This is a genomic window from Streptacidiphilus rugosus AM-16 (genome assembly GCF_000744655.1).
Lineage (GTDB): Bacteria > Actinomycetota > Actinomycetes > Streptomycetales > Streptomycetaceae > Streptacidiphilus > Streptacidiphilus rugosus.
The window spans coordinates 5597722-5613715 of sequence record NZ_JQMJ01000004.1; the positions used below are offsets into that span (position 1 = coordinate 5597722).

At 71.8% G+C, this 15994-nt stretch carries 15 protein-coding genes; 3 read left to right on the top strand and 12 right to left on the bottom strand.

The genetic code is table 11. The features are described 5' to 3' along the window. Window positions 1-6 precede the first annotated feature (6 nt). On the top strand, window positions 7-1503 hold the full coding sequence (locus BS83_RS34565) for an APC family permease (protein ID WP_037607302.1): 1497 nt from the start codon (window positions 7-9) through the stop codon (window positions 1501-1503). A gap of 145 nt (window positions 1504-1648) precedes the next feature. Here the strand turns inward: BS83_RS34565 and BS83_RS34570 are convergent, their stop codons facing one another. Next, window positions 1649-2317 (bottom strand): double zinc ribbon domain-containing protein, encoded by a 669-nt coding sequence (locus BS83_RS34570; protein ID WP_037607304.1) that lies wholly within the window; start codon window positions 2315-2317, stop codon window positions 1649-1651. Between the two features lie 193 nt (window positions 2318-2510). After that, entirely contained in the window at window positions 2511-4139 is a 1629-nt protein-coding gene (locus BS83_RS34575) for a hypothetical protein (protein ID WP_084714578.1), read from the bottom strand. A 283-nt stretch (window positions 4140-4422) separates the two neighbouring features. Between BS83_RS34575 and BS83_RS34580 the strand changes: the two genes are divergently transcribed. Further along, window positions 4423-5706, top strand: coding sequence for an MFS transporter (locus BS83_RS34580; RefSeq protein ID WP_051944544.1), 1284 nt, complete (start codon window positions 4423-4425; stop codon window positions 5704-5706). Between the two features lie 100 nt (window positions 5707-5806). On the opposite strand, the gene BS83_RS46805 is transcribed toward BS83_RS34580, so the two are convergent. Beyond that, window positions 5807-6412: a hypothetical protein gene (locus tag BS83_RS46805; RefSeq protein WP_063774286.1), complete on the bottom strand. Its 606-nt coding sequence runs from the start codon at window positions 6410-6412 to the stop codon at window positions 5807-5809. A 129-nt stretch (window positions 6413-6541) separates the two neighbouring features. Between BS83_RS46805 and BS83_RS34590 the strand changes: the two genes are divergently transcribed. Beyond that, window positions 6542-7858, top strand: coding sequence for a beta propeller repeat protein (locus BS83_RS34590; protein WP_037607305.1), 1317 nt, complete (start codon window positions 6542-6544; stop codon window positions 7856-7858). A gap of 4 nt (window positions 7859-7862) precedes the next feature. Here the strand turns inward: BS83_RS34590 and BS83_RS34595 are convergent, their stop codons facing one another. From BS83_RS34595 to BS83_RS34635, 9 genes are all read right to left on the bottom strand, one after another. Beyond that, complete coding sequence (locus BS83_RS34595) at window positions 7863-8954, bottom strand: hypothetical protein (protein WP_037607306.1); 1092 nt, start codon at window positions 8952-8954, stop codon at window positions 7863-7865. A gap of 151 nt (window positions 8955-9105) precedes the next feature. After that, the gene (locus tag BS83_RS34600) at window positions 9106-9393 is read right to left on the bottom strand and encodes a metal-sulfur cluster assembly factor (RefSeq protein WP_051945733.1); all 288 of its coding nucleotides are present in this window, start codon (window positions 9391-9393) and stop codon (window positions 9106-9108) included. Between the two features lie 89 nt (window positions 9394-9482). Continuing rightward, the gene (gene sufU, locus BS83_RS34605; RefSeq protein ID WP_037607307.1) at window positions 9483-9938 is read right to left on the bottom strand and encodes a Fe-S cluster assembly sulfur transfer protein SufU; all 456 of its coding nucleotides are present in this window, start codon (window positions 9936-9938) and stop codon (window positions 9483-9485) included. A 21-nt stretch (window positions 9939-9959) separates the two neighbouring features. Further along, the gene (locus tag BS83_RS34610) at window positions 9960-11216 is read right to left on the bottom strand and encodes a cysteine desulfurase (RefSeq protein WP_037607308.1); all 1257 of its coding nucleotides are present in this window, start codon (window positions 11214-11216) and stop codon (window positions 9960-9962) included. Further along, window positions 11213-11977, bottom strand: coding sequence for a Fe-S cluster assembly ATPase SufC (sufC, locus tag BS83_RS34615; RefSeq protein WP_037607309.1), 765 nt, complete (start codon window positions 11975-11977; stop codon window positions 11213-11215). Before sufC ends, BS83_RS34610 begins: the two co-directional genes overlap by 4 nt. 4 nt (window positions 11978-11981) lie before the next feature. Further along, window positions 11982-12308, bottom strand: a complete 327-nt coding sequence (locus tag BS83_RS34620; protein ID WP_037607310.1) for a non-heme iron oxygenase ferredoxin subunit — start codon at window positions 12306-12308, stop codon at window positions 11982-11984. Beyond that, window positions 12305-13510, bottom strand: a complete 1206-nt coding sequence (gene sufD, locus BS83_RS34625) for a Fe-S cluster assembly protein SufD (RefSeq protein ID WP_037607311.1) — start codon at window positions 13508-13510, stop codon at window positions 12305-12307. The genes BS83_RS34620 and sufD overlap by 4 nt, the downstream gene beginning before the upstream one ends. Window positions 13511-13570: 60 nt before the next feature. After that, the gene (sufB, locus tag BS83_RS34630) at window positions 13571-14983 is read right to left on the bottom strand and encodes a Fe-S cluster assembly protein SufB (RefSeq protein WP_037607312.1); all 1413 of its coding nucleotides are present in this window, start codon (window positions 14981-14983) and stop codon (window positions 13571-13573) included. Continuing rightward, on the bottom strand, window positions 14980-15771 hold the full coding sequence (locus BS83_RS34635) for a helix-turn-helix transcriptional regulator (protein ID WP_084714584.1): 792 nt from the start codon (window positions 15769-15771) through the stop codon (window positions 14980-14982). Before BS83_RS34635 ends, sufB begins: the two co-directional genes overlap by 4 nt. Window positions 15772-15994 lie beyond the last annotated feature (223 nt).

Below are 15994 nucleotides of genomic sequence, written 5' to 3' on the forward strand. Positions count from 1 at the left end.
GCCGCCGTGACCGACACCGACCAGCACGACAGCGATCGGCTGGAAGCCCTCGGCTACCGCCAGGAACTCAGACGCAGCCTGAACATCCTCGGCAACATCTCCATGGGCTTCGCCGTCGTCTCCCCCGTCGTCGGCCTCTACGCCGCCGCCCAGGTCGGCATGAGCGTGGCCGGCGGGGCCTGGATCTGGGCGCTGCCGATCTGCCTGCTCGGGCAGTCCCTGGTCGTCGCGGTCTACTCCGAACTCGCCTCGCAGTGGCCCCTGGCCGGCGGCGCCTACCAGTGGAGCCGCCGACTGGCGAGCCCCGCCGTCGCCTGGCTCAGCGGCTGGATGTGGCAGTTCGCGGTGATGTTCGGCAACACCACCGTCGCCTACCTCGCCTCGCCCTGGGTCTTCGCCCTGTTCGGCGCGGTCCCGACGCCGACCGAGCAGGTGCTGGTCTCGGTCGGCTTCATGCTCTTCTGCACGCTGGTGAACGCCTACGGGATCAACTTCCTGCGCTGGTTCGTCAGCCTCGGGATCGCCGCCGAGGGCATCGCGTCGGTCCTGGTCGGTCTCACCCTGCTGCTGGTCTTCCGGCAGCACGGCTTCTCCCTGCTGACCGACTTCCTCGGCGCGCCCGCCGGGCTCGGCGTCGGTGACCTGAGCGCCTTCCTCGCCGCGGTGGCCGTCGCCGGCTGGGCCTTCATCGGCTTCGACGCCTGCGTCTCCACCGCCGAGGAGACCAAGGACGCGGCCCGCCAGGTGCCCAGGGCGATGTGGTGGTCACTGCTCAGCGTCGGGCTGGTGGTCGTCCTCAACGCGATCTCGGTCGAACTGGCCCACCCGAACCCGGCCGACGTCGTCTCCGGCAAGGACCTCGACCCGGTGACCACCGCTGTGGTCGGCGCCTTCGGCGGCTGGGCCGACAAGCCCTTCGTGGTCGTGGTGCTGGTCAGCTTCACCGCCTGCCTGATGGCCTCCCAGGGCGGCGCCGCGCGCGGGCTGTACTCGCTGGCGCGCGACGACGTCTTCCCCTTCTCGAAGCACGTCCGCAGGGTCAACCGGCACAAGGCCCCGATCGGCGGCCTGGTCGCCGCGACGGTGATCAGCTGTGCGGCGCTGCCGCTGGGACTGAGCACGTCCGCGATGGGCAGCCTGATCACCTTCGGCAGTGCGGCGACCTTCGTGCCGTTCTTCCTGCTCAGCGTGGTCGCGCTGGTGGCGCGGGTGCGGGGGACGTGGACGCCGTCCGGCGCGGTCCGCTACGGGCGTCTGGGGACGCCGCTGAACGCGCTCGCGGTGCTGTGGACCGGCTTCGAGGTGGCGAACATCTGCTGGCCCCGCAGCATTCTCGCGCCGGCCGGCGCGCCGTGGTACCAGATCTGGGCCGCGCTGCTGGGCGTCGGCGTCGTCTCCGTGGCAGGCCTCGGCTACCTCCTCGCCCGCCGCCCCCACCTCCGCATGCGCTCGGCCGACGCGGACCACCCGACCACCGACGAGCTGGCTCCGGCGGTGATCTGAAGCCCCGATAGGGGCGCGGGGAACTGCGCGAGCAACCACCCGGTGCGGATGGCCCTGTCCGATGGGGACCATCCGCATGCCGGTGGCTTTTCGCGCCCATGCGCCGGAGGCGCATATCGGCAGAGCCCCGCGCCCCCGAAGGGGCCTAGCGGCGCGTGCCGCAACTGGGGCAGAAGGCGGCGCCCTGGGGGACGTCGGCGCGGCAGGAGCCGCAGCTGTCGGACTGGGCGAGGCGGTAACCGCAGCCCGGGCAGAAGTTCGCGCCGTGGGTCTCGGTATGGCAGTGCGGGCAGACCAGCTGCGTCGAGCGATTCACGTCGTACTCCGCGCCCGAGCTTCCGCCGACGTCGTAGGCCCGCTGGGAGGCGACGTCGTTCAGACCGCGCTGACGGGCCGCGGCGACCTCTGCGGCGGTGTCGGGGGCGCAGTTCAGGCAGAGGCCCTGGCCCGCGTTCCAGCACCGGTCACAGACGTAACTCGTGCACCGCGCACAGCGGTTGAAGTGCGCCTGGGCGTCGGTGATGGCCTTCCTGAAGGCGGCGTCCTTGGACGGACCCCAGTTCGCGCCGACCAGCCCGTCCAGCGCGCTGGACGCCTCACTGCCCGCCCGCCCGAACGCGCCCCACGCGCTGCTGACGGCGCGGTCCACCCAGCCGGCCATCCGGCCGCTGGTGTAGGGCTGGAACGCGGAGCGCCAGGTGTCGTGGCAGCGGGAGCAGTTGAACTCGAACTGGAATCCCGCACCTGTTCCCGACTGCTGGCAGAGATCGTGGTAGTTGCCGGCGAAGTAGATTTCGCCGCCCTGGCCGTTCATTCCTTTTTGCCCCCTCTTCGGATCCGCGCACACTGTGGCACAGGGCCCGAAGCCCAGGAAAGTCCTTGTCGACATTTTGTGTCGGACGACCTGCCGGGCCGCCCTCGCAGCCTGCACAACCTTCGACGCGGCAACCGGAAACGCCGGTTCCAGGACGGGAACGAACGACCCTGCGGGGGCCCGGCGGGCCCCCTCAGCGCCCCTGGGACTTGGCCTTGAACGCGGCCTTGCGGGCCTGCTTGGCCACCGACTTGTCCGGGTGCAGCTCGCCGACCGCCTCCAGCACCGCCCGGGTGTAGGTGTGGTCGACCCGCCACAGCTCCTCGAAGAAGTCGTCCGAAGCGCCGGGGCCGGGCAGCATCTCGACCAGCTCGCGCATCGAGTCCGCCTGGCCGCCGGTGTCGATCAGCTGCGCGGCCAGCGCGTCGACCGTCGTCCACAGCACGACCACCCGGCTCGGCACCGGCAGGTCCGTCGCCCCGCGCTCGGTCAGCCACGCGCCGGCGATGCCCGCCAACTCGGGGTCGGCCAGCGCGTCCCGCGCGGCCGGCTCCGCGGACTCGCCGAGGTGACGCAGCGCCACCTGGGCGTAGAGGCGTCGGACCGGGGCGACCAGGTCGTCGCCCCGCGCGGCGGCGAGCAGCTCCGAGGCGGCCGTCAGGTTCTCGCGCCCGGCGAGCCACTCGATGATCTCCTGCTCGGGCAGCACGTTGGGCGACTCGCAGATGCCGCGCAGCAGTTCGACCGCGTCGCCCTGGGCGTGCGCGCCGATCAGCGGGGCGTCGTAACCGTCCTCCAGCAGCCACTCGCGGACGCCGAAGACCCCAAGGTCGGTCAGCCGGACGTGGCCGAAGCGCTCGACGTCCTCCTCGTTCAGCTCGATCTCGCCGGACTCGTCCGCGTCGCCGTCGCTCTCCTCGAACAGGCTCGGGTCGATCGGCCGGTAGTCGAGCATGCCGAGGTCGGCCAGGTCCTGCAGCATCGGGTCGAGCAGCACCATGGTCTCGGTGATCTCGCCGAGCAGTTCGTCGGTCGGGTCCTCGCCCTCGGGAACCACCAGCAGCGCGGCGAGCACGCCCAGCGGGAGCGTCTGCTCGGCCTCGGTCGGGGCAAAGGCGCGGGTCTCGTAGAGGACCTGGAGGGCGTCGTCGAGCAGGCCCTGCGCCTCGTCGCGCGCCTCCTCCAGACGGGCGTACTCCTCCTCCGACTCGTCCTGCTCCTCCTCGGCCTCGGCGACGGCCTCGGCGTCCCCGTCCTCGTCGCCCTCCATGTCGTCGATCGCGGCCTCGACGGCCGTTCCCGCGATCACGGAGGCTGCGGTCAGCCAGTCGTCGAGGACGACGTCGGGGCCGCCCTCGTCGAGCCTGGCCAGCTCCGGACCGGCGATGCCGCGCTCCGGCGCGTCCGCGCCCTCCGTGGCCGACTCCAGCACGACGAGCTCCAGGTCGACGGCGAGCGCCCAGGCGCGCTCGATCTCGCCCACGTCCTCGGTGTCGACGCCGAGCGCGGCGGCCGCGTCGACGGCCTGCTCCTCGGGCAGCTCGCCCCACTCGTCCACCGGCTTGCCCTCGCCGACCCACCGGGCCAGACCCACGGCCTGCGCGAACAGCGGCGACGCCAACGCGGCCTTGGCCAGCGCCGCCGGCTCGGCCAGCCGGACCGGCGGGACCAGGATCATTTCGTCCGCCTCGTCGACGGCGTCGAGGTCGCCGGGGTCGCCCTCGCCCCCTCCGGTGGCGCCGTACAGGGTCTCCAGGTCGAGGTCCGCGGGCAGGGGCAGGCCCTGACCGGCGGTGCTGTCCTTACGACTGCGCGCTGCCATGATCCGACCTGTCTCTCGTTCGCCCGAATCCACTGCCGACCGCGTCGCAGCGCCGCGAAGAACGCCGTGGAGCCGACGCGGATCCGCTCCTGAGCCCGAGGGTAGTCCCTGGTGGGCCCGGTCGTCGTTTCCCTTGACAGTCGACCAGCACGTATCCTCCGCTGGGCTGATGCGCACACCCCCGCGCTGACGTTCCGCACATCCCCCGCACGCCTGCTCCACCCGGACCCTGCGGCCCACCCTGCCGCACCGCCCGGAGCCCAGACGCCAGGAGACCCCTGCCATGGCGGAACTCACCCCTGCCGGGACACGCCTCAGCGAGGCGCTGCTCCCACCCGAGCTCGCCCCCCGCGAGCGCCTGCGCACCCCGGCCCTGAGCCGCTGGAACGCGCTGCGCGGCGTCCGGGTCGGCCTGACGGTCGCGGTCCTGCTGCTCCTGCTGACCGGCGCCAACCTGGCGACGCCCCTCTACCCCGCGCTCCAGGCGCGCCTCGGCCTCACCCCGGTGGACACCACGCTGCTGTTCACCGCCTACGTCTTCGCGGTCGTCCCGGTCCTCGCCGCCGTCGGCCACTGGTCCGACCGGCTGGGCCGCCGGGCGCTGGTCCTGCCCGCCGTCGCCCTCGCCGCGGCGGGCGACGCGGTCTTCGCCTCCGCCGGCACCCTCGGCGAGCTGGCCCTCGGGCGCGCCGTGCAGGGCCTCGCGGTCGGCCTGGCCACCGGCGCGGCGGGCGCGGCACTGGCCGACCTGCTGCCCGACCGCCCCAGCCTCGCCGCGAAGCTGACGCTGGCCGCGTCCGCCGGCGGCGTGGCGCTCGGCCCGCTGCTGGGCGCTGCGCTGGCCCGCGGCGCGGACCCGCTGGTCACGCCGTTCGCGGTGCACGCCGTCGCGCTCCTGGCGCTCTGCGTCCCGCTGGCGCTGCTGCACCCGCGCTCCCCCGGCCACTATGCGGTCGTCCCGCCCAGGATCAGCCTCCGCCCGCGCGCGCTCAGCCTGCCGCGGCGCGGCCGGGCGGCGTTCCTGCTGGCAGCGGCGGCGGGCTTCGTGTCCTACGCGGTCTTCGGCGTCTACCTCAGCCTGGCCCCCGGCTACGCGGCGCTGTTGCTGCACACCCGCAATCCGCTCGGCGGCGCGGGCGTGGCGGCGCTGCTGCTCGGCTCCTCCGCGGTGGCCCAGCTCCTGGCCCGCCCCACGCGCTCACGCGCGGTGCCCGCCCTCGGCATGGCCGGCCTGGCGCTCGGCCTCGGCCTGGTCGTCCTGGCCGGCGGCGCGCAGTCGCCCGCCCTGCTGTTCGCCGGCAGCGTGCTGGCGGGCGGCTGTCAGGGGCTGGCCTTCCGGACGCTGTTCACGACGGCGACGGCGGCGATGGAGCCGGAACACCGCGGCTCGCAGCTGAGCGCGCTCTGGGTGGTCGTCTACATGGGCAGCTCCCTGCCCACCATCGCGGTCGGCTTCCTCGCTCGCGCGTACGGCATCCTCCCCGCCGTCAGCACGTTCGCGGCCGTGGCCGCGACCGCGTGCATCGCCCTGGCCGCGGCGTCCCTCCGCGTCGGCACCCAGCGCTAGACGCCTCCGGCGCGAACGCGACACGTCCCGTCGAAGGGCCACTTGCAACCCCCGGGGCGCGGGGAACTGCGCGAGAAACCACCCTGTGCGGATGGCCCTGTTACTGGAGGACCATCCGCACAGGGTGCTTGTCGCGCAGTTCCCCGCGCCCCTGGACAGTGCAACGTCCAGTGCTCGAAGTGACTCGCCCGCGCGGCGGAGCCGCGCAGTTCCTCGCGCCCCTGGAGGGTGCATCTGATCCGTCAGTGGAAACGGCGGCGCCGGCGGGGGCCGGGGCGGTGGTCGGGGGAGGCGGGACGACTTCGCCGCGGACGACCCAGGGACGGTCATGGCGCCAGGCCAGGCCCGCGCGGCGTTCCTCCGCCATCCGGGCGTGGATGACCAGCAGGTCCACGCCCGCGATCAGTGCCAGCAGCGCGCACAGCGCGGCAAAGCCGATGAACGTGTTGCGGCCGGTGACGTCGTCCGGCTTGGCGTTCGCGGCCATGAAAGCGAAGAGCGCCGCGCCCGCCAGATAGACCGGCCCGAAGATCGCCGCGAGCAGCCGCCGCGCCGGGAGGTCGCTCAGCGCGGTGGTCGGCTCGGTGCCCGTCCGTTCGCGGTGGTGACGGGTCCGGCGCGCGGGTGGGGCCTGTCCCCCGGCCGGCACGGGGGATGTGATCGCCCTGCGGCCCGGCAGGTTCGCCCGGCCGACACCGAAACGCATGCGTCGCCTCCTGCCCTCGCCCCTACCCCGCTTCCGCGCCCCGAACGCACGTGCACGACCGGAACCCACTAGCCTGATCCGCGCCGCGGCAGCAACCGCCGCGCGCACCACGGGGACAGGGGGACGGACATGAAGCAGAGGCGAAGGCGGGCGTTCGGCGTCGGGGCGGCCGCCGCCGTGCTCGCCCTCACGGCCGGAGCCTGCGCCGCGCCGGGCACCCCCGGCGCCGGCCCGAACGGCCCCGGCGGCTCGCCCGGCCCGCACGCCTCGCCGGACGACACCCATGGGACGCCTGCGGCGCAGCTGGGCTACGTCCGCCATGCGAACGCCGTGCAGTGGCCCGCCGCGGGCGACTACGTGCCACCGGGCGAGGGCCTGCAGATGCTGCTGCCCGACGGGAGCTGTGCTCTCGGCATCGGCACCTACGCGAACGGCTACCGCGATGTCCCCACCAACTGGCAGCGCGCGGCCGGCGCGACCGACTGCACCTCGCTGCGGCTCACCCCGGCTCCCGGCAGCGGCGACCCGGCCGTAGGTTCCGACCAACCGCCGGCGCGGTCGGGCGGCCGGAACGGCGGCGGGGTCTTCGGACAGGCCGTGCTTCGCTGGACCGACGGTTCGCTCGTCGCCGTCACCGACCGGATCACCCGGCTCCGCCTGGGCGGCGCGGAGAAGCAGCTCGCGACCCTGGACCTGCCGGTCCCGGAGAACCCGAACAGCGAGTCGGAGGACCAGGGCCGGGTCCACGCCGTCGCCCGGAGCGGCAACCGGCTGCTGATCGCGGGAGAGCTGTTCCTGAACCGGGTCGAACATCCGGCGCTGTGGTCCTCGGACGACGTGGGCGCGACCGTCCACCGGATCGAACTGCCCACCCCGTCAGGCGTGTTCACGGCCAGTCCGATCCTCGGCCTGGGCACCGCAGGACACGAGGTCGTGGCCGTCGGCGCCACCGCGTCCAACTACGCCGACAGGCGACCCGACGGCACGCTCCCGGTCTGGCACTCCGCCGACGGCGGCACGCACTGGACGCTGGCGACCGTCCAGGGGATCCCGCCGAGCGCGACCGTGATCGGCGTGATCCACGCGCAGGGGCGGTGGATAGCCTACGGCGGCGTCTACGGGGTCGGCGCGCCGGACCAGCCGATCGTGCTGACCAGCCCGGACGCGCGGCACTGGCAGCTCGCCGACGCGCGCCTGCTCGGCCGCGGCGACGTGGTCGCGGCGACCGTCGACGGCGGCGGCCGCCCGGTCCTGGTCGGCAGCGAGCCGATCCCGCAGGGCGTGGGCAAGCGGCCCCGGTACTGCGGTGTGCTCTGGCTGCCGGACGGAGCGGGCTGGCGGCGCGGCAGCCTCGGCTGCGGCGCGGAGCCCCCGACCGCCGCCACCACGCTGGCCGACGGGCGGGTCCTGATCGCGGGCAACCGGGATCTCTGGCTCGGTCGCTGATCCCTCAGCGCTGCCGGGTCGGCTGGCGGTCCTGCGGCCGGCTCGGCGGGATGGGGGAGGCGACGAAGTCCCTCGGGCCGCTCCACAGCGCGGGCACCGCGTCGCTCCACCGGCAGAGCTCGTAGGCGATCGACTCGTAGTTCACCCGCCAGCCCCGGAAGTGCACCCACGCCTCCTCGACCGACCGCTCCTTGGCGAAGCCGCTCGCACAGACCATCGCCACCGCCGCGTCGAACTCGGCGTAGGTGAGCCGGATCGGCGCGTTCGGCTCGGGGTCGGGGTCGAACGGGATCCGCGTGGTGCGGGCGATGTCGCGCAGGGAGGTGAACCCGGCCCGCAGGACGAGCCGCGCCTCGGGGGGCGCGGACTTGGGGGCGATGGCCAGCTGGATCGCGGCGGCGTCCAGCACGGCCAGCAGGCTGACGATCCAGCTGCGCTGCGGCTTGGGCGAGCGGAAGGAGAGCAGCAGGGGGTAGTTGGAGTGGCTCTCGCCGATGTCGGCGGCCAGCCGTTCCCAGTCGCGGTAGAGGGCGGGCAGCGCGGTCTGGGTGTCCACCAGCCACTGCCGTGCCAGCAGTTCCGGCCCCCACGCGGGCTCCCCGGCCCGCGACTCCAGCAGGGTGACCTCGGTCTCGCGGCGGTTGTACGCGCCGTAGAGGGTGGGCAGGTAGGCGATCTGCAGGGCGATGATGAGCGGGCCGGTGGCGGCGGCCACGAAGTCCAGCCCGGAGAGCCTGAGCCGCTCACCGCTGGCGAAGCCGAGGGTGAAGAGGCTGGATCCGGCCTCCCTGACGGCGCTGCTCCATCCGAGGTCAGAGAGCCCGCCGAGCAGCATGGAGTAGGCGACGAGCATCCCGCCGAGCCAGCAGGTCAGCATCCCCAGCAGCACGAGCGGCGCGAGCCACGCCTGCGCCCGGTCCGTCGCGCGGTACGTCCCGAGCGGCGCGGCGCTCGCCCGCAGCAGGAAGCGGAGGCCCTTCGTCAGCCGGAACACCAGCGCGGAGTACAGGCCTCTCGGCACGACCAGCGTGCGCAGCACGCTGCTGACAATCAGTATCAGCAGCAACACGCCTGCCAGTACGAACATCCACCTCATGGGTCACATTGTGCTATGCGGCACCACCCCGAGGGGCGCGAGGCTCTGCCCGCCTGCGGCGCCTCAGCTCACAGCAGAGGCCCGGTTGCAGACACCTCAGGGGCGCCAGGCTCTGCCCCGCGCCCCTGAGGTGGTACGACCGGCCCTTGGATCAGACGTTGAAGCCCAGCGCGCGCAGCTGGTCGCGGCCGTCGTCGGTGATCTTGTCCGGGCCCCACGGCGGCATCCAGACCCAGTTGATCCGCAGGTCGGACACCAGACCGTCGGTCGCCGTTCGCGCCTGGTCCTCGATGACGTCGGTCAGCGGGCAGGCCGCCGAGGTCAGCGTCATGTCGATGGTGGCCACGTCGGACTCGTCCACGTGGACGCCGTAGATCAGGCCCAGGTTGACCACGTCGATGCCCAGCTCCGGGTCGACGACGTCCATCAGGGCCTCCATGAGGTCCTCGACGGCGACGCTGCCCTTGCTGACCGACTCGAAGGTCGCGGACTCCTCCGCCACGGCGGGGGTGTCGGAAGTCGTCTCACTCATGCGCTCTCCTTGACGGGCGCTTCGGCCAGGGCCTTCGCCGTGGCGTCCTTCCAGGCCATCCAGCTCAGCAGCGCGCACTTCACGCGCGCCGGGTACTTGGAGACGCCGGCGAACGCGACCGCGTCCTCCAGCACCTCCTCGTCGCCGGCCTGCTGGCCCTTCGACTGCATCAGCTCCAGGAAGGCCTCCTGGATGCGCTGGGCCTCGCCCAGCTCCTTGCCGACGAGCAGTTCGTTCAGCACGGACGCGCTGGCCTGGCTGATCGAACAGCCCTGGCCCTCGTACGACACGTCCTTCAGCACACCGCCGTCGAGCTTCACGCGCAGCGTGATCTCGTCCCCGCAGGTGGGGTTGACGTGGTGCACCTCGGCGTCGCCGTCGCGCAGGCCGCGCCCGTGCGGGTGCTTGTAGTGGTCCAGGATGATGTCCTGGTACAGCGAGTCGAGCTTCATCGCGCCGCCGCTCCCTTTCCGCTATCCGAAGAAAGCGCGGACGTGGTGCAGCCCGTCGATGAGGGCGTCCACCTCCGCCTCGGTGGAGTACAGATAGAACGACGCCCGCGTGGTCGCCGGAATTCCGTAGCGCAGGCAGACCGGACGCGCGCAGTGGTGGCCGACGCGCACGGCGATGCCCTGCTCGTCCAGCACCTGGCCCACGTCGTGCGGGTGGATGTCGCCCAGCGTGAAGGAGATCGCCGCCGCCCGCTCCTCGGCCGTCGTCGGGCCGATCACGCGCAGGTCGGGGACTTCCTGCAGCCTGTTCATGGCGTACTCGGTGATGCGGTGCTCGTGCGCCCAGACGGCGTCCATGCCGACGCCGTTCAGGTACTCGATCGCCGCGCCCAGACCGACCGCCTGCGCGATCGGCGGGGTGCCCGCCTCGAACTTGTGCGGCGCCGGCGCGTACGTCGACGACTGCATCGAGACGGTCTCGATCATCTCGCCGCCGCCCAGGAACGGCGGGAGGTCCTCCAGCAGCTCCTGGCGGCCCCAGAGCACGCCGATCCCGGTCGGGGCCAGCATCTTGTGGCCGGTGAAGGCGACGAAGTCGGCCTCCAGCGCCTGCACGTCCAGCGGCATGTGCGGGGCGGCCTGCGAGGCGTCGATGACGACCAGCGCGCCCACGTCCTGCGCACGCCGGACGATCGCCTCGGCCGGGTTGACCGTGCCCAGGATGTTGGAGACCAGGACGAAGGAGACGACCTTCGTCTTCTCGGTGATGATCTGGTCGATGTTGGACAGGTCGAGCCGGCCGTCGTCGGTCAGCCCGAACCACTTCAGCTTCGCGCCGGTGCGCTGCGCCAGCAGCTGCCACGGGACGATGTTGGAGTGGTGCTCCATCTCCGTGATCACGATCTCGGAGTCGGCGTCGACCTTGTACGGCTCCTCGGCCCAGCCGAGCATGTTCGCGACCAGGTTCAGCGACTCGGAGGCGTTCTTGGTGAAGACGACCTCGTCGCGGCTGGGCGCGTTGATGAACGAGGCGACCGCGTCACGCGCGCCCTCGTACAGCGCCGTGGCCTCCTCGGCGAGCGTGTGCACGCCGCGGTGGACGTTCGCGTTGTGCAGCTCGTAGTAGGCCGTCAGCGCGTCGAGGACCTGCTTCGGCTTCTGCGAGGTGGCCGCGTTGTCCAGGTAGATGAGCGGCTTGCCGTTGGGCAGCACGCGGTGCAGGACCGGGAAGTCCTTGCGGATCGCGTCCACGTCCAGAGTGGTCGAGGTAGGGATCACTCGGCTGCACCGCCCTTCACATACTGCTCGTAGCCGTTCTCCTCCAGCTCGTCGGCGAGCTCGGGGCCGCCGGACGCGACGATCTTGCCGTTGGCGAAGACGTGCACGAAGTCCGGCTTGATGTAGCGGAGGATGCGCGTGTAGTGGGTGATCAGCAGGGCACCGACGGTGCCGGTCTCGCGCACGCGGTTGACGCCCTCGGAGACGACGCGCAGGGCGTCGACGTCCAGGCCGGAGTCGGTCTCGTCGAGGATCGCGATCTTCGGCTTGAGCAGCTCCATCTGGAGGATCTCGTGGCGCTTCTTCTCACCGCCGGAGAAGCCCTCGTTGACGTTGCGCTCGGCGAAGGCCGGGTCCATCTGGAGGTCGGACATGGCCTCCTTGACCTCCTTCACCCAGGTGCGCAGCTTGGGGGCCTCGCCGCGGATCGCGGTGGCGGAGGTGCGCAGGAAGTTGGAGACCGAGACGCCGGGGACCTCGACCGGGTACTGCATGGCCAGGAAGACGCCGGCGCGGGCGCGCTCGTCGACCGTCATGGCCAGCACGTCCTCGCCGTCCAGCAGCACCTCACCGCTGGTGATGGTGTACTTCGGGTGGCCGGCCAGCGAGTAGGCCAGGGTGGACTTGCCGGAGCCGTTCGGGCCCATGATCGCGTGCGTCTCGCCCTGCTTGACGACGAGGTCGACGCCCTTCAGGATCTCGCGCGCGCCGTTCTCGGCCTCGACGGAGACGTGCAGGTCGCGGATTTCAAGCGTTGCCATGGACTCAGGACTCCTGGGTGACGGAGACGAGCACATCGTCCCCTTCGATCTTTACGGGGTACACGGGGACGGGCCGGGTGGCGGGAAGGCCCGAGGGCTTGCCGGTGCGCAGGTCGAAGCGCGAGCCGTGGAGCCAGCACTCGATGGTGCAGTCCTCGACCTCGCCCTCCGAGAGCGAGACGTTGGCGTGCGAGCAGATGTCGTTGATGGCGAAGACCTCGCCCTCGGTCGACACCACGGAGACGGCGACGCCGCCGACCTCGACCCGCTTGGGGGTGTCGGCCTCCAGCTCGCTCAGCGCCGCGACGCGCACGAATCCGTTGTCGCTCATCCGACCGTCGCCTCCAGCTCGGCGTCGATCTTCTCGATCAGGCGCTCCTGGAGCTCCGGCAGGCCGATCTGCTGGACCAGCTCGGCGAAGAAGCCGCGGACCACCAGGCGGCGCGCCTCGTCGGCGGGGATGCCACGCGACTGCAGGTAGAAGAGCTGCTCGTCGTCGAAGCGGCCGGTCGCGGAGGCGTGTCCGGCGCCGACGATCTCGCCGGTCTCGATCTCCAGGTTCGGGATCGAGTCGACCCGCGCGCCGTCGGTGAGCAGCAGGTTGCGGTTGAGCTCGTAGGTGTCGGTGCCCTCGGCCTCGGCGCGGATCAGCACGTCGCCGACCCAGACCGCGTGCGCGTCCTGGCCCTGGAGCGCGCCCTTGTAGGCGACGTTCGAGCGGCAGTGCGGCGTGTCGTGGTCGACGAAGAGGCGGTGCTCCAGGTGCTGGCCGGCGTCGGCGAAGTACAGGCCGTAGAGCTCGGCCTCGCCGCCGGTGCCGCCGTAGATCACCCGCGGGTGCAGGCGGACGACGTCGCCGCCGAAGGTGACGACGACGGACTTGAAGCTCGCGTCGCGGCCGACCAGCGCGGTGTGCTGGGCGGCGTGGACGGCGGTGTCCTCCCAGTCCTGGACCGAGACGACCGTCAGCTTGGCGCCGTCGCCGATCAGGTACTCGACGTTGGCGGCGAGCACGGCGTCACCGGTGTGCTCGATCACCACGACGGCCTCGGCGAACGCGCCGACCTCGATCACCTGGTGGCCGTAGGCGACGCCGCCCTGGCCGTGGATGGTGATCCGGACCGGCTCGGTCAGCTGCGCGTCCTTCGGGATGGAGACCAGGCCGGCCTTGCCGAAGCTGCTGAACGCCTGCGCGGCGACGCGGTCGACCGGCTTGCCGGCGGCGCCCACGCGGGCGTCGTCACGCTCGACGGCGGTGACGAGGACGCCCTCGGGGGCGGTCACGTCGACCTTGATCGCACCGGAGGTGGCCTCGGCGGTGCCGTCGTGCAGGCCCCTGAGGCGGTGCAGCGGCGTGAAGCGCCAGTTCTCCTCGCGGCCGCCGGGGACGGGGAAGTCCGCGACGTCGTAGGAGGCGACGGCCTCGGTGCGCGCGTCCGTCGGCTGGGCGGCGGCGAACTCGCCGGGCACACCGGCGACCTGGATCGAGCCGGAGGTGGTGGACCCTCCGGGGGTGGTGGTGACGTCAGCCATGGCTGTCGTGCTACTCGCTTTCTGGAAGGGAATTCTGGCAGCTGTGCGGGCGGTCGGACGTCAGCCGACAGCGCCTTCCATCTGCAGCTCGATCAGCCGGTTGAGCTCCAGCGCGTACTCCATCGGCAGCTCCTTGGCGATCGGCTCCACGAAACCGCGGACGATCATCGCCATGGCCTCGAACTCGGTGAGTCCGCGGCTCATCAGGTAGAAGAGCTGGTCGTCGGAGACCTTGGAGACCGTCGCCTCGTGACCCATGGAGACGTCGTCCTCGCGGACGTCGACGTAGGGGTAGGTGTCGGAGCGGGAGATCGTGTCCACCAGCAGGGCGTCGCAGAGCACGTTGGACTTCGCGCCCTTGGAGCCCTCGCCGATCTCGATCAGGCCGCGGTAGCTGGTGCGGCCGCCGCCTCGCGCCACCGACTTGGAGACGATGTTGGAGGAGGTGTTCGGCGCCATGTGGACCATCTTGGCCCCGGCGTCCTGGTGCTGGCCCTCGCCCGCGAACGCGATGGAGAGCGTCTCGCCCTTGGCGTGCTCGCCCATCAGGTAGACGGCCGGGTACTTCATGGTGACCTTGGAACCGATGTTGCCGTCGATCCACTCCATGGTCGCGCCCTCGTAGGCCACGGCGCGCTTGGTGACCAGGTTGTAGACGTTGTTCGACCAGTTCTGGATCGTCGTGTAGCGGCAGCGGCCGCCCTTCTTGACGATGATCTCGACGACGGCGCTGTGCAGCGAGTCCGAGGAGTAGATCGGGGCGGTGCAGCCCTCGACGTAGTGGACGTAGGCGTCCTCGTCGACGATGATCAGCGTCCGCTCGAACTGGCCCATGTTCTCGGTGTTGATCCGGAAGTAGGCCTGCAGCGGGATCTCGACGTGCACGCCCTTCGGCACGTAGATGAACGAGCCGCCGGACCAGACCGCGGAGTTCAGCGAGGCGAACTTGTTGTCGCCGACCGGGATGACCGTGCCGAAGTACTCCTGGAAGAGCTCCGGGTGCTCCTTCAGCGCGGTGTCGGTGTCCAGGAAGATGACGCCCTGGGCCTCGAGCTCCTTGTTGATCTGGTGGTAGACCACCTCGGACTCGTACTGGGCGGCGACACCGGCGACCAGGCGCTGCTTCTCCGCCTCGGGGATGCCCAGCTTGTCGTAGGTGTTCTTGATGTCCTCGGGCAGGTCCTCCCAGGACTCGGCCGTCTTCTCGGTCGACCGGACGAAGTACTTGATGTTGTCGAAGTCGATGCCGGTGAGGTCGGAGCCCCAGGTCGGCATGGGCTTCTTGTCGAAGAGCTTCAGGCCCTTGAGACGCAGCTTGAGCATCCACTCGGGCTCGTTCTTCTTCGCCGAGATGTCGCGGACGACGTCCTCGTTCAGACCGCGCTTCGCCGCGGCGCCGGCCTCGTCGGAGTCGGACCAGCCGAACTCGTAGTTGCCGAGGCCCTCGAGCTCCGGGTGAGCGGTGGTGGTCATGCGGGGTTCCTCCCGGATGCGGCGACGTCGTGAGTGGTGCGTGAGTCGGTCGAACGTGTGGTGGTCTCGGTGACGGGCGGTGCGGCCCGCGGCACGAAGGTGGTGCAGACACCGTCTCCGTGGGCGATGGTCGCCAGGCGCTGCACGTGGGTGCCCAGCAGCTGCGAGAAGACCTCGGTCTCGGCCTCGCAGAACTGGGGGAACTGCTCGGCGATGTGTGCCACCGGGCAGTGGTGCTGGCAGAGCTGCTCGCCGAGCGGGGCGCTGCGCACGGTGGCAGCGTAACCGTCCTCGCTGAGCGCTCCGGCCAGTGCCTGCGCCTTGGTCGGGGTGTCCGGGCACTCGTCCATCGAGCCGGCGTAGCGCTCGGCGTCGCGGGCGAGGCGGGCGCGGGCGAAGGCGGCCAGCGCCTCCTTGCCCTTCTCGCCGCCGCCGACGGACTCGGCCAGGAAGCTGAGCGCGTCGGCCGCGAGCTGGTCGTAGGCCTGGTAGAAGGTGCTTCGGCCGGAGTCGGTGAGCACGAACACCCGGGCGGGGCGGCCGCGGCCGCGGTGGCCGTAGACCTTCTGCTCCCGCGAGGTGACGAGGCCCGCGCCGGTCAGCGCGTCGAGCTGGCGGCGCACGGCGGCCTGGGTGATGCCGAGCCGCTCGGCCAGGTCGGCCGCGCTGGAGGGGCCGTGGTCCAGGATCGAGCGGGCGATCCGGTCGCGCGAGGAGGAGGCGTGGGCGTGCGTGGCGGAGGCAGTCGCGTCGACCGCCTCGCCGCCCGTCTCCAACATCTCGCGCATGTATTTCACAACGCCATTGTTGCGTAATTCCTTCCGAGGGAACAAGCGCCGCTGGTCAGCGCCGGACGTGCGGTCCATCACTAAGGGTTACCTAATCAGAGCGCCGCTCGCCCGCCCCGCGGCGGCCGGGACCGGTCTCCCCCAAGGCCGCGACCCAGGCCGTACGGCGGGCCCGGCGGCCCGCCACGGCGGACGGGCGGGGCTGGACCGGGCGGGTGAATCC

Excerpts from the sequence above, each read along its gene's own strand:
- BS83_RS34570 (WP_037607304.1), bottom strand. The coding sequence starts at position 2,317 with ATGAACGGCCAGGGCGGCGAAATCTACTTCGCCGGCAACTACCACGAT.
- BS83_RS34575 (WP_084714578.1), bottom strand. The coding sequence starts at position 4,139 with ATGGCAGCGCGCAGTCGTAAGGACAGCACCGCCGGTCAGGGCCTGCCC.
- BS83_RS34580 (WP_051944544.1), top strand. The coding sequence starts at position 4,423 with ATGGCGGAACTCACCCCTGCCGGGACACGCCTCAGCGAGGCGCTGCTC.
- BS83_RS46805 (WP_063774286.1), bottom strand. The coding sequence starts at position 6,412 with ATGCGTTTCGGTGTCGGCCGGGCGAACCTGCCGGGCCGCAGGGCGATC.
- BS83_RS34590 (WP_037607305.1), top strand. The coding sequence starts at position 6,542 with ATGAAGCAGAGGCGAAGGCGGGCGTTCGGCGTCGGGGCGGCCGCCGCC.
- BS83_RS34595 (WP_037607306.1), bottom strand. The coding sequence starts at position 8,954 with ATGAGGTGGATGTTCGTACTGGCAGGCGTGTTGCTGCTGATACTGATT.
- BS83_RS34600 (WP_051945733.1), bottom strand. The coding sequence starts at position 9,393 with ATGGAGGCCCTGATGGACGTCGTCGACCCGGAGCTGGGCATCGACGTG.
- sufU (WP_037607307.1), bottom strand. The coding sequence starts at position 9,938 with ATGAAGCTCGACTCGCTGTACCAGGACATCATCCTGGACCACTACAAG.
- sufC (WP_037607309.1), bottom strand. The coding sequence starts at position 11,977 with ATGGCAACGCTTGAAATCCGCGACCTGCACGTCTCCGTCGAGGCCGAG.
- BS83_RS34620 (WP_037607310.1), bottom strand. The coding sequence starts at position 12,308 with ATGAGCGACAACGGATTCGTGCGCGTCGCGGCGCTGAGCGAGCTGGAG.
- sufD (WP_037607311.1), bottom strand. The coding sequence starts at position 13,510 with ATGGCTGACGTCACCACCACCCCCGGAGGGTCCACCACCTCCGGCTCG.
- sufB (WP_037607312.1), bottom strand. The coding sequence starts at position 14,983 with ATGACCACCACCGCTCACCCGGAGCTCGAGGGCCTCGGCAACTACGAG.
- BS83_RS34635 (WP_084714584.1), bottom strand. The coding sequence starts at position 15,771 with ATGCGCGAGATGTTGGAGACGGGCGGCGAGGCGGTCGACGCGACTGCC.